Genomic DNA, 13,398 nt, shown 5'->3' on the forward strand with positions numbered 1-13,398 from the left:
CGCTTCTAAATTAAATTCACGTTAAGCGTTCAAAAGCAGGACAGTATCCGTCAAGGGTAACTTTGAAATTGTACAAGGGGGCGGCGGAGTTCCAACAACGTTGTCCCCTTTGATGTCGGCAATTACCGCAGCAGTCAACATCACCAGCATGAGGACGAAGGCTATTTGAGTTTAATAATTCCCGTGGGGATAACCCCCGTAATACCAAATCTTCACCTTGCCAACGGGCTGCTATTAAACCCGTATCAGCAAATTGTCGCCAGCGAGGATCGGTTGTTAAGGTATCTGGAAGCGTAATAGTAATCACAGTTCCCAGTTCCGTCAATTCCCCCCCATAATTAGTTTCTGGAGCATCTGGTTGTAAAAATGTCTCTCCAATCGGTAATTCTACCAAAGTTCCGGCGGCGGGTGAATGGACATGATAGCGGTTTTGTAATTCTTCTAAACAAGTTAAGTCCGCTAGGTAACTAGGAGAACCATGCACAAAAATAACGTGCTGAGGTCGTAAATTATGAATTAGCTGAGTTGTTCCAGGTCCATCACTATGTTGCGCTAACAGGTAGGTTTCAATTTTTGTTGGTGCTAAATATTGCTGATTAACCAGATTAGTCTTTTCCGGGACAAGAATCAGCCAATTACCGCTGTTTGGTTGGGAATACTTGCGTAAATCTGCCGAATAATCTGTAATAACAATACAAGGGGATGTGCCTAAAGTTGCTAAATTTTCCGGCTTTAATCTTCTGACACGGGGTTTTACCCGTTCATCCCAAAATAAAGGTTGATGACGCGCAAAGTTTTGTACTGAAGCGGGAAGATGGGTTAAAATTTCCAAATAAGCATCGCAACCAGTAGCCACCTCACCATCTACCCAAATGTCTAAATCCCTACCTGTAAAGTGGTGATGGGAACGCAACAACATGAGTAATTCTTGACCTAAGCCTAATGCTGGAGTTGGTAAAATTACTGAAGAGTTCTCCCCTAGTCCGCTGGAACTGATAGCGCGATGAATCCTTTCTGCTACTTGATTTTCTTGGTGACGACGATGGGTATGACGAGATGTTCCATAACTACCTTCAATTAACAGCACGTCTAAATTTAAACCTCGTAATTCATCGAGTCGCAATCCTTCGACTAATCGGGAATTAGAGAGGAAAAAATCACCAGTATAAAGTAATTTATAATCTCTGTTGGGGGTGTGGTAAGTTAAGAGAATAGCCACAGCGCCGGGTAAATGTCCTGCAGGGAATAATTCTACTATTAAACCTGCTTTAATTTCTATAGGCGATCGCAATGGTAAGGCTTGACAAAATGAGGGAATGTTCCCTAGTTCTGCTTCTTGCCAATTTAGCGGTAATAACTTCGTTGTCACCTCACTAGCATATATAGGTAACGCTGGGAAAGCTTGATGTAGCGCAAATAAACCTCTAGCATGATCTGGATGAGCATGACTAACTATAACTAAATCCGCCGGTGTAGATCCGATAGCACATTGTGGCGATTTAGTCAAGTCCTTAGTTACAGGTAAAATATTTGCCAGGCCAAAATCCAGCAGAATTCGGTGGGGACCCATTCTGACTAGTAGACACACCCCTTCATTTTGATGCTGAACGCTGTAGGGTAAACATTCTAACTCATTGGCGGTTTCTTCAGCATCAATTGATATATTATTGATCATGATCCTCCCCTCAATCAAACTAATAGCCGAGAAAATTGGCTGTTAGCAATATTTCTCAGTAGAGTTGTGAAAGTTGGAAACGTAAATTATTACTCCTGTTAATGTGCAGAACCATTACCGTGATAGTTTTCGGAATCATAAAAGCCATTTTTCGTACCAAAGAATAAGCACGAGACTGTAAATATAACAGTTAAAACCACTAAAATCAGCTTGACATCCATAGATTTTTGACCGTTGACTCAAGACTTTTATATCTTAATAGAGTGTTTTTGCTTTTGGGCGGAATCAGCAGAAAATCTTTACCATATTGAGAGCGGCTTTCGGATCTGGAGGGAAATGTGCTAAAATTCCACCCGCAGACTATAGTTTGATCAGCAAAGCCAAGTTTTTAGCCTGTTCCTTATTACCTGCTGTAAAAGTGCTATATGACTAACAATTCAGATTTTCGCATTGAAAGAGACTCAATGGGCGATCGCCAAATTGCCAATAACGTTTATTATGGTATTCAAACCCAAAGAGCGATCGAAAACTTCCCCATTAGCGGTATTAAACCTTTACCAACTTATATAGATGCTTGCGTATATATTAAAAAAGCTACAGCTATTGTCAACTCAGAATTAAATTGTATCCCCACCAATATTAGCAAAGCGATCATACAAGCCAGTGATGAAATTTTAGCAGGGAAATTACGAGATCAGTTTGTGGTTGATGTTTATCAAGCTGGTGCGGGAACTTCACACCACATGAATATTAATGAAGTTATCGCAAATCGGTCTTTAGAAATTATGGGTGATCAAAAAGGCAATTATCAACTAGTTAGCCCCAATGATCATGTCAACTATGGACAGTCCACTAATGATGTTATTCCTACTGCGATTCGTATTGGTGGCTTATTGGCGCTTTCTCGCAGATTACAGCCAGCTTTAGAACAGGCAGTTTTGGCATTAGAAGCAAAAGCGGAAGAATTTGAAAATATCATCAAATCTGGGAGAACCCACCTGCAAGACGCTGTACCAGTGCGGTTAGGTGATAATTTCCGGGCTTGGGCTTATATCCTTTCAGAACACCAAAACCGGCTTTATATTGCTTCTTCTGACTTAATGGTATTAGGTTTAGGAGGAAGTGCTGCGGGAACAGGAATGAATACCCACCCGGAATATCGTCAAAAAGTTGTAGATGTCTTGAGTCAATTATTGGAATTTCCCCTAGAACCAGCACCGCATTTAATGGCCGCAATGCAAAGTATGGGGGCTTTTGTCAATGTTTCCGGGGCTTTACGGAATTTAGCCCAGGATTTAGTGAAAATATCTCACGATTTGCGGTTAATGGATTCAGGACCCAAAACCGGATTTAAAGAAATCCAACTTCCTCCAGTACAACCCGGTTCTTCGATTATGCCCGGAAAATATAATCCAGTCATGGCAGAAATGACATCAATGGTATGTTTTCAGGTTATGGGATATGATAATGCGATCGCTTTTGCCGCCCAAGCGGGACAATTAGAATTAAATGTAATGATGCCTCTGATTGCCTATAATTTAATTCACAGTATTGAGATATTAGGTAATACAATTTCTGCTTTAACTACCAACTGTATTCAAGGAATTACTGCTAACAAAGAAAGATGTTTAGTCTATGCTGAAGGTAGTTTAGCATTAGTCACTTCCTTAAATCCCCATATTGGTTATTTGAATGCTGCGGCTGTAGCCAAAGAATCTTTAGAAACTGGTAAATCTTTGCGACAAATAGTTTTAGAAAAAGGTTTAATGACCGAGGAACAATTAGCCACTGTATTAGATCTAGAAAAAATGAGTGCAATTGTTCCTTTAAAATAAGGAGAAGACCCCAAGATCCCGGACTTCTTCAAGAAGTAGGGGATCTGATATAATTAAAATTATCTCCTAGAGTTCATCTGGATTCACCCCCATTTCTCTTAATTTTTCAGCCAATCTTTCTGTTTTCTGTTCAGCTAATTGTCTTTGTTCTTGAGCTAATTGTCGTTGTTCTTCTAACTCAACATACTTGAGAAATTTCTCCCCGTCTGAACGGTAAATTTCTAATTCTCCATTCACTAATTCAAATCTCACTCCCAACCGGGGACTAATAAAACCTTGTATTTCTTCAATTTGCTTTAATTCTGATTCAGAACGAAGATAACCGAATAATTCTCCCGTATCTGGATCATAAATATAATATTCTTCAACTCCATAATTATCATAAAACTTAAATTTTCTGAGCATTTCTGGAAATGTATTTCCTGGAGATAATACTTCAAAAACAACTTGAGGAATAATATTATTTTCTTTCCATTGCTGATAAGAACCTCTATCACCTTTATGTCTACCAAAAACGACCATAATATCTGGCGCTTGGCGGATTTTATTATTACCTTCAACGGGATACCAAAGTAAATCTCCAGCTACAAAGACATCTGGATTATCTCTAAATAAAGCGTCTATTCCGCCTTGAATTGTCACAATCCAACGAAATTGTTTAGTATTATCTGCTATTGGTTTTCCGTCGTTATCTGGATAGATAATTTCTGTTTTCTGTAGGGTTGTCATTTTTTTGTACCTCTACAAAAATTATCCTAGTTTTTTAGAAAGTATTCATATCCCCGACTTATTCAAGAAGTCGGGGATATTGTTATTTATTAACTGGCTTACCTTTATTCTATCTCAATCTGGTGTATATTATAATCATATCCACCAATTATTACCTCCACCAATTATTACCCATGGAAACCCCAAAACCATCTGTTAGTCTGATTCGGGCTAAATCCTACGAACACGAAGCTTTAAAAGAATCTTTGGAAATCCTGCTAGAACCTTTAGGAGGAATGGCGGCTTTTGTCAAACCAGGAAACCGGGTTTTACTCAAACCTAACCTCCTGACAGGTTCTCGGCCTACAAAAGAATGTACCACAAGACCAGAATTAGTCCGTGCCGTTGCCGAAATGGTAATTGCAGTTGGTGGAAACCCATTTTTAGGAGATAGTCCCGCTTTTGGAAGTGCTAAAGGTGTAGCAATAGCCAATGGTTTACTACCAATTTTAGAAGAACTGAACTTGCCACTTGTTGAATTTCATGGTAAACGTTATCAAATAGTAAACGACAATTTTAATCATCTACTTTTATCAAAAGAAGCAATGTCAGCAGACGTGATTATTAATCTCCCCAAAGTAAAATCCCATCTGCAATTAACCCTAACTTTGGGCGTAAAAAATCTCTTTGGTTGTGTTCCTGGTAAAATGAAAGCTTGGTGGCATTTAGAAGCTGGTAAAGATGCTAATAAATTCGGGGAGATGTTAGTAGAAACTGCTAGAGCAATTAATCCCACCTTAACAATTTTAGATGGTATTATTGGTCATGAAGGTAATGGACCTAGTGCCGGAGAACCTCGGAATTTGGAAATTTTAGCAGCTTCCAGTAATGTATTTGCTTTAGATAGAGCAATGTTAGAAGTTCTCAACGTTGCACCCGCACAAGTTCCCACAGTTGCAGCTTCTCAAAGATTAGGAATATGTCCAGAATTAAATGATATTCACTTTCCTAATTTATCACCGGATTTACTACAAATTACAGATTGGCAATTACCCGAAAAATTAATGCCTATAGATTTTGCCATGCCCCGTGTCATTAAATCTACCTTTAGACATCTTTACATCCGATTTATCAAAGAACCCATCAGTGCTTATATAAAAACTCCCTAGTATCATTAAATTGAAATTTGACACTGAGAGTATTTAAAAGTGAGTGGACTTTTGGATGATTTTTGGTTGGAACACTAATGTTGATAATTATCAAGACTAGTGTAAAAGTCCGATCAGATGCAGTAAGCCTTTACCAGTGACTAACTCAATCATCAACCCAATAAATCCTAACATGGCGATCCGACCATTCCAAACTTCGGCGCTGGTGGTTATTCCCCATTCCCAACGTTCTTGAGGATACATTTTCACCTTTTTTTTCATTTGGGTAACTTGAGAGAGTTTTAAGTCGGGTTGTTTAAGGGCATCAATAATCAAGTCAGATAAAGCTTGAATAAACACCGGATTGGTATTGGGTGCTGGAACCCGTCCAAAGTTGTGTATTCCTGCTTCTTCAGCTATTTCTCGGTATTCAATGTCAATTTCTTGTAGTGTTTCGATGTGTTCGGAAACAAAACTAATGGGGACAACTACGAGATTTTTCACCCCTTTTGCACCAAGTTCTTTCAGTGCATCTTCTGTATAAGGTTGTAGCCATTCTACAGGACCAACACGACTTTGATAAGCCAGAGTGTGGGGGTTAGGACGATTGAGGGTTTGCATAATCAAGTAAGTGCATTCTTCAATCTCCTGCTGGTATGGATCACCTGCTTCCTTGACGTAGCTTTTAGGGACACCGTGGGCGCTGAAGAATATATGCACGTGATCAGGATCAGGAAACTTCTCCAGTTCCCCAATGATCAGTTCTGACATGGCTTGCAAATAACCTGATGCTTTGTACCAAGAAGGGATAACCGTATATTCAAGACTTTGGAGTTTGGGGTTTTCCTGCCATAATTGTTCTAATAACCGAAAACTAGAACCACTAGTGCTGATGGAAAATTGCGGATAAAGCGGGAGAATTACCAACTTATCAATATTATCCTGGGTAAGTTGGGCGATAGCCTCTTCTGTGTACGGATGCCAATAACGCATTCCTACATAGATATTAGCCTCCTGTCCTAATTCACTTAGCTGACATTTAATAGCCTCTCCCTGTTCTTCTGTAATCCGTCGCAATGGAGAACCGCCACCAATTTGCTTATAATTTTCTTGAGATGTTTCCTGTCTGCGGGTAGCAATAAACCAAGCTAGGGGTTTTTGCATCCAGCGAAACGGTAGACGGATAATTTCTGGATCTGAAAACAGGTTATACAAAAAAGGTCCGACATCTTCCAGTTTATCTGGACCACCGAGATTAAGTAATAATACCCCTATACGACCCATAGCAATTACTGTCCCCCAATCTTCACAGATTTTTTACTAAAGTTGTTAACAATATATCTTTAATTAAATATAAAGCTTTATCGGCAGGAAAAATACAATGGCGACAATTTTTCGAGATTTGAGTTACAGATACCAGTGGTTATATGATAGCATCTCCCGGTTAGCGGCTGTCACTGTCGGTGGTGAAGCCCGGTTTCGTCGTCTAGCTTTACAAAATTTAAAACTAGAAGCAGATACCCAGATTTTAGATTTATGTTGTGGTAGTGGTCATGTTACCAGATTTTTGGTAGACTTTTCGGATCATGTCACAGGTTTAGATGCTTCTCCATTATCTATACAGCGATCGCAGAAAAATGTACCAACGGCTACATATATCCAAGCTTTTGCGGAGGATATGCCTTTTGCAGATAATTTATTTGATGTAGTACATACTAGCGCGGCTTTACACGAAATGCAGCCGGAACAACTGCGAAAAATCATTACAGAGGTTTATCGGGTATTAAAACCGGGGGGAGTTTTTACTTTGGTAGATTTTCACCCGCCGACAAATCTCCTATTTTGGCCGGGGTTAGCGGTATTTTTCTGGTTGTTTGAAACTGAGACAGCTTGGGAATTATTGAAAACAGATTTACCTGGTTTGTTAAGAGATTATGGTTTTGATGTGGGTAAACCTAGTTTATATGCAGGTGGAAGTTTGCAGGTAATTCAAGGGAGCAAGAAGGTTGATATCTAATCAATGGCGAACTTCCCTTACCCCAGATATCGCCCAAAAATCCCCAAAAAATCCGGTTAAAATTCCCAAAACCCATACTTCATATTTGTTAGATTCTATGAATGCGTGAGTCCTAATATCATATAAACTGTTTTTTCAACTCAACAATCATCAAAGCACTCTAAACTAAACAAATGGAAACAAATACTAGGTCAACCGTAATCATTACAGGTGCTTCTTCAGGAGTAGGTTTACAAGCAGCAAAGGCTCTCGCTAATAGAGGACAATGGCACATCATCATGGCTTGCAGAGATCTAATCAAAGCCGAAAAAGCTGCTAAAAGCGTGGGAATTCCTACAAATAGCTACACACTCATGCACATTGATTTAGGCTCTTTAGAAAGCGTTCGGCAATTTGTTAACAATTTTAGAGCTACTGGTAGAAGTGTAGAAGCTTTAGTTTGCAATGCTGCTATTTATATGCCTTTAATTAAAGAGCCTTTATTTTCTCCCGAAGGTTATGAATTAACTGTCACTACTAATCATCTAGGACATTTCCTACTGTGTAATCTGATGTTACCAGATTTGCAAAAGTCATCTGCTACTGATAAGAGATTAGTCATTCTAGGAACTGTTACCCATAACCCAGATGAATTGGGTGGGAAAATTCCCCCTCGTCCAGATTTGGGTAATTTTGAGGGTTTTGCAGCAGGTTTTCAAAACCCAATTACAATGATTAACGGTAAGAAGTTTGAACCGGTTAAGGCTTATAAAGATAGTAAGGTATGTAATGTTCTCACTATGCGCGAACTACATAACCGTTTTCATGAATCTACTGGAATTACCTTTAGTTCTCTCTATCCTGGTTGTGTAGCTACAACGGCTTTATTCCGTAATCATTACCCTCAGTTTCAAAAACTTTTCCCTCTGTTCCAAAAATATATTACTGGGGGATTTGTCTCTGAGGAATTATCAGGAGAGCGTGTTGCTATGGTAGTTGCTGACCCTGAATACAAACAATCTGGTATTTATTGGAGTTGGGGAAATCGTCAAAAGAAGGATAGAACATCTTTTGTACAAAAAGTTTCTCCCCAAGCACGAGATGACGAAAAAGGTAAACTGATGTGGGAACTTAGCGCTCGGTTGGTTGGCTTAGGAAAAGAGTCTGAAAAAGCAAAATCTCTCATTTAATTAGGGCTTGCTGAATAAGTTGTCTGTGAGAGCAGGGAACAGGGAACAGGGAACAGGGAACAAGGAACAGTTTTAACTGTTTGGATATCCTCAATTTTCCAAATCCGACAAGGAAAAATGCAACTATTTTGAGATACCATTAGCCAAAACCTGGCACTTTTTTGTGGTAAAAATCCGCGAAAACCTTTGTTAATAAATAGTTTCAGGTTTCTTCAACAAGCCCTAATTACTAATTGATAGTTGATAATTGATAATTTAAAGTTGTCAATTGTCAACTATTTATTATCTATTACTAATTGTTGGTTTTACATTACTGTTTGATTGCCTTACATTACTAATTGTTGGCTTTACATTACTGTTTGATTGCCTTACATTACTAATCGTTTGCCTTACATTCCCTCTTTTTATATTGAATAATAAAGAGGAAAGGATTTAGCATCTTTAGGCTTGACATAAACTTTTTCTTGTGGTTCTAGCTTTAATTCATCAAATCGTTCTCGTGTTAAATGGGCTGTCATCATTTGTCCATCATCTAAAGTTAATTCTACTTGAATTTCCCACCCTAAATGAATGATTCTACTGACTGTAGCTGGTACTGTTGTGCCATTAGCAACTGTTTCAATGATAATATCTTGAGGACGCAAAAATGTTTCTGGATGTGTTGACTCAAATCCACTACTTTGGAAAATTTTAGCAGAACTAGGTAATATATTTACAGGACCGATAAAACTCATCACAAACGCTGATGCAGGATGATCATAAATTTCTGCGGGTGTTCCTACCTGTTCAACTTGACCTTTATTCATAACTACAATTTCATCAGCAACTTCCATTGCTTCTTCTTGGTCATGAGTAACAAAAACTGTGGTAACATGAACTTCATCATGCAGACGACGCAACCAAGCTCGTAAGTCTTTACGGACTTTAGCATCAAGTGCGCCAAAAGGTTCATCTAATAATAGTACATTGGGTTCTACAGCCAATGCTCTAGCTAAAGCTACCCGTTGTCTTTGTCCCCCAGACAATTGTGAAGGATAGCGATCGCCTAATCCGCTTAATTGTACTAGTTCTAGTAGTTGTTCTACCTTACCTTGAATTTTCTTTTGCGGAGCTTTGCGAATTTCCAAACCAAAGGCGATATTTTTACGAACAGTTAAATGTTTAAATAGAGCATAGTGTTGAAAGACAAAGCCAATATTTCGTTCTTGCACACTTTGATAAGTAGCGTCTTTCCCTGTCAGAATGATTTTACCTGTATCCGGCATTTCTAAACCAGAGATTAACCGTAATAAAGTAGATTTACCAGATCCAGATGGACCGAGTAAAGCTACGAGAGAACCACTTTGAATTTCCAGATTTACCTGTGCAACGGCCTGGAAACTACCAAATTGTTTAGAGACGTTTTCTACTACTATACCCACTGATGCTACACCTCTGCAAATAATCTACGGTTTTTAAGTAGGAATACCGTACTTTACTTATATCATAAATATTTGCTGTGTTGTGATTAAGATTTGTAAATGAAAGGCTAATTAGGTTTTGCGTAAGTTCCATATTGTGTTAAAAAACTTTTAAAATGTATTTGTTGTCACAAAAATATCCAAATTGTGAGGGGATCAAGATATAAATCGCTCAGTATTAATAAAAACTTATATAAATCAAGATAGCGATATAAAGTAGAAGTCAGGAGTCACCGAGTCACCGAGCCAAGAGTAAAACCCTTATTTGGCATAGCTTCGTGAGCAAATTTTGTACCTCATATAACTGCAATATGCCGTATATGCTATACGAAAACGACTAATCAGAAATCCTGATTAAAAAATATTGCAATCACTTGATTTTGTTGCTAATGTGTGTGGGTACGACAGCACAGGTGAATGCTCAGATCATTAGAGAGGTAAATTAATGAGCTTTATCCATCCTGCCAAAAGTCTTTTATTTGGTTATTGGTCACGAGTCATGGTAAAAATTCTTGTTCAACAATGGACAGATGAGCAGAAAAAGTATCTCCGATAGCGCAATTTCTGTCACTTTAGGTTTGATTTTTATTTACCACTCATGAATCGTCTTACCTATTGATTGCAAAGAACGCAAAAGACGAAGAATGAAGAATTTGGAGATGAAAAGCGATGAACATTCAAGGAAAAGTTGCACTAATTACTGGAGCTTCTCGTGGTATTGGACGAGCGATCGCCTTAGAATTAGCCAAACAAGGGATGAAAAGGCTAATATTGGTAGCACGCGATCGGCAAAAATTAGCTGTAGTAGCCCAAGAAATCGAAGCTTTGGGTGTAGAAACCACAATCATGGCCTTAGACTTAACCCAATCAATTTATGTTAATATAGCCGTAGCCCAACTTTGGCAAAGTTATGGTCCAATTCATCTACTCGTAAATTGTGCCGGAGTCGCCCATCAGAACTCATTTCTGCAATCAAAACCCTCCCAACTGCAAGAAGAACTATCCGTTAATTTGTTGGGAATGTATACCCTGACGAGCTTAATAGCCAAACGTATGGTTAGTCAAAAAAAGGGGATCATCGTCAATGTCTCCAGTTTAATGGGGAAAGTTGCCGCGCCGACAATGGCCACCTATTCCGCCACTAAATTTGCTATTGTCGGATTTACCCAAGCCTTACGTCAAGAACTTGCCGAACACAATATCCGCGTTATTGCTTTACTCCCTTCCCTCACCGAAACAGACATGGTACGCGACTTGAAATCATTTCGGGGAGTGATCCCCATGACACCCGAACAAGTCGCCCAGGCACTAGTGATTGGACTAGAAAAAAACACACCCGAAATCCTAGTAGGCTGGCAATCTCACTTAGCGGTATTATGTCAACGTCTCGCTCCTTGGTTGCTAGATATCATCTTACAACTGGCAACACCCAAAAAACCATTACCTGATGGTGTGGGATAAAACTTACACATCTTTCAACTACACTCCTAATTTCTCTTTGCGTCTGGAGTGCCTCTGGGTGAGAAAAAATCATTCATTTACTTGTGTAAATGTGATCTCTTTGGTAAATTAATTACGCGGGGGGATCATTTTCTGCTATATAAAACCCACCTTATGCACTCCAAATGTCACAAAAGGCAAGCAAGAATAAAAACAGACATATTTAGTTTAGATCCGACATTTTGCACTTCACAATGTGGTATGGGCTTTTTCAAGAATTATTTTTAATAAGGGTAAGAGAAGTTTAGACCAATGGGAGGTCATATCCCTCAAAAAGAAACTGTTATCAAAATACTTGGCAAATAAAATATTATCTGCTATATTAACTCCATACCCAAAAACCTAATCCCCTAATCCCCTGTCCCTACGGGGATGTAGAGACGTTCCTCGGATCGTCTCTACTCTTTTATATTGATGTTGCAGGTTTCTGAAATTTTAGATATTAGATCTTCAACCTAAAACCCAAGAGTTCTATCTAATCAGCATTAAGAATTTTAGGAACTCGGAAAAAATCACCTTCCTGTTGAGGTGCGCTGTTGAGGATTGCTTCTCTTTCAGGATAAGGGTGGAGAATGTCATCTCTGGTGACATTGCTAACATCAATAGCTCTGGTTGTTGGTGCGACATTAGTAACATCCAGTTGATTTAGTTGTTCAATATAATCCAGAATATTACCTAATTGAGTGGTAAATTGTGTTTCTTCATCTGCTGTCAATTCTAAACGAGCGAGATTAGCAACTTTACGAACTAGTTGACTATCAATCATAATTTATCAGTTGTTAGTGGTCAGTTGTCAGTTGTCAGTTGTTAGTTGTCAGTTGTCAGTTGTCAGTTGTTATAAAATTAACAACCGACTCATGGCTAACTTAAAAGAATACGTCAATTTGCGATCGCCCGGTAGTTTTTAGCCAGTTTTGAGCTTCAATGTAATTATTGGGAGCCATGCGAATTGCTCGAATCCAATAATCCGCTGCTTGATCAAACAATGCCTCACCACCGTCATGATCCCCGCTTTCCTTAGCTCTTTCACCTTGAAAATGATAAATGACGGCGATATTATTTAAAGCTTGGGGTAATTGTGGATTTAACTCAATAGCCTGATGATAAAACTCTAAAGCCTTATTATGATCGCCGTTGCTGGCATAAATCAACCCCATATTATAGAGAATATAACCGCGATCATTGGGATCCTCTTCCATTTCCAAGGCTTCTGTATAATAGTCTAGTGCTTCAGCATACTCACCTTCTGCCTGTGCGGACATTCCATCTCGATAATAAACAAATGCCTCTTTAGCTTTTTTGTTGGTTGGCAATATCTTGAGGATGATATCTGCCATAACGGTAAAGGATTTGTCAACAAAGTTATCGTTTTTCTGTGTTCTTGGCATATTAACCTTTTTGGTTACTCAATTGCAGCATAAACCTAATACCGCTAATTTAACTGATTTGTGGGGGTTTGAGTGAGGGTAAGAGGGAGTTTAGCTAGTTAAATATTTGCCAACTAATACTAACTAATGCTATGCTTTTCTTATGGCATACATACCACTTAGAAAAGCGGTCGAATTTCTGGGATTGCATCCAAACACCTTGAGGAGATATGCAGATGAGGGGAAAATCAAAAGCATTAAAAACCCGGCAGGACAAAGATTATACGATGTCGAATCATACATCACGGGCGATTCAATTAGAACTCCCACTATTTGCTACTGCCGGGTTAGTTCCTCAAAACAGCGAGATGACCTTGATAGACAAATCGCCTATATGCAATCCCTCTACCCAGACGCAGAAATCATCAAAGATATTGGCTCAGGACTCAACTTCAAAAGAAAAGGTCTGCGCTCCAAACTGGACAGACTTTTGCAAGGAAATAAATTCATCCTTGTTGT

At 38.9% G+C, this 13,398-nt stretch carries 12 protein-coding genes; 6 read left to right on the top strand and 6 right to left on the bottom strand.

What is annotated here, in order from left to right:
* Window positions 1-16: 16 nt before the first annotated feature.
* On the bottom strand, window positions 17-1,675 hold the full coding sequence (locus H6G25_RS11050) for an MBL fold metallo-hydrolase (RefSeq protein WP_190392516.1): 1,659 nt from the start codon (window positions 1,673-1,675) through the stop codon (window positions 17-19).
* 425 nt (window positions 1,676-2,100) lie between these two features.
* Here H6G25_RS11050 and H6G25_RS11055 point away from each other — a divergent pair, with 425 nt between their 5' ends.
* The gene (locus H6G25_RS11055) at window positions 2,101-3,510 is read left to right on the top strand and encodes an aspartate ammonia-lyase (protein WP_190392517.1); all 1,410 of its coding nucleotides are present in this window, start codon (window positions 2,101-2,103) and stop codon (window positions 3,508-3,510) included.
* Window positions 3,511-3,576: 66 nt separating this feature from the next.
* Here the strand turns inward: H6G25_RS11055 and H6G25_RS11060 are convergent, their stop codons facing one another.
* Window positions 3,577-4,239: a Uma2 family endonuclease gene (locus H6G25_RS11060; RefSeq protein ID WP_190392518.1), complete on the bottom strand. Its 663-nt coding sequence runs from the start codon at window positions 4,237-4,239 to the stop codon at window positions 3,577-3,579.
* A gap of 173 nt (window positions 4,240-4,412) precedes the next feature.
* Between H6G25_RS11060 and H6G25_RS11065 the strand changes: the two genes are divergently transcribed.
* A complete protein-coding gene (locus H6G25_RS11065) occupies window positions 4,413-5,387 on the top strand; it encodes a DUF362 domain-containing protein (protein WP_190392519.1) in 975 nt (324 codons plus the stop codon).
* 96 nt (window positions 5,388-5,483) lie between these two features.
* Here H6G25_RS11065 and hemH read toward each other — a convergent pair whose 3' ends face one another.
* On the bottom strand, window positions 5,484-6,650 hold the full coding sequence (hemH, locus tag H6G25_RS11070) for a ferrochelatase (RefSeq protein ID WP_190392520.1): 1,167 nt from the start codon (window positions 6,648-6,650) through the stop codon (window positions 5,484-5,486).
* Window positions 6,651-6,747: 97 nt separating this feature from the next.
* Between hemH and H6G25_RS11075 the strand changes: the two genes are divergently transcribed.
* Window positions 6,748-7,383, top strand: coding sequence for a class I SAM-dependent methyltransferase (locus tag H6G25_RS11075; RefSeq protein WP_190392521.1), 636 nt, complete (start codon window positions 6,748-6,750; stop codon window positions 7,381-7,383).
* 173 nt (window positions 7,384-7,556) lie between these two features.
* Window positions 7,557-8,552, top strand: a complete 996-nt coding sequence (locus H6G25_RS11080) for a protochlorophyllide reductase (RefSeq protein ID WP_190392522.1) — start codon at window positions 7,557-7,559, stop codon at window positions 8,550-8,552.
* 404 nt (window positions 8,553-8,956) lie between these two features.
* Here H6G25_RS11080 and H6G25_RS11085 read toward each other — a convergent pair whose 3' ends face one another.
* Complete coding sequence (locus H6G25_RS11085; protein WP_190392523.1) at window positions 8,957-9,973, bottom strand: TOBE-like domain-containing protein; 1,017 nt, start codon at window positions 9,971-9,973, stop codon at window positions 8,957-8,959.
* A gap of 708 nt (window positions 9,974-10,681) precedes the next feature.
* On the opposite strand from H6G25_RS11085, the gene H6G25_RS11090 reads away from it, so the two are divergent.
* A complete protein-coding gene (locus tag H6G25_RS11090) occupies window positions 10,682-11,473 on the top strand; it encodes an SDR family NAD(P)-dependent oxidoreductase (RefSeq protein ID WP_190392524.1) in 792 nt (263 codons plus the stop codon).
* Window positions 11,474-11,987: 514 nt separating this feature from the next.
* Here the strand turns inward: H6G25_RS11090 and gatC are convergent.
* The gene (gene gatC, locus H6G25_RS11095; RefSeq protein WP_028088959.1) at window positions 11,988-12,278 is read right to left on the bottom strand and encodes an Asp-tRNA(Asn)/Glu-tRNA(Gln) amidotransferase subunit GatC; all 291 of its coding nucleotides are present in this window, start codon (window positions 12,276-12,278) and stop codon (window positions 11,988-11,990) included.
* A 100-nt stretch (window positions 12,279-12,378) separates the two neighbouring features.
* Window positions 12,379-12,900 carry a photosystem I assembly protein Ycf3 gene (locus H6G25_RS11100; RefSeq protein ID WP_028084678.1) on the bottom strand — a complete coding sequence of 174 codons (522 nt, stop codon included), beginning with the start codon at window positions 12,898-12,900 and terminating at the stop codon, window positions 12,379-12,381.
* A 142-nt stretch (window positions 12,901-13,042) separates the two neighbouring features.
* Here H6G25_RS11100 and H6G25_RS11105 point away from each other — a divergent pair.
* Window positions 13,043-13,398, top strand: a 356-nt coding sequence (locus H6G25_RS11105) for a recombinase family protein (protein ID WP_190391419.1), incomplete at its 3' end; no start/stop codon positions are given.

Origin of the sequence: Dolichospermum sp. FACHB-1091, assembly GCF_014697585.1 — a bacterium.
Taxonomy (GTDB): domain Bacteria; phylum Cyanobacteriota; class Cyanobacteriia; order Cyanobacteriales; family Nostocaceae; genus Dolichospermum.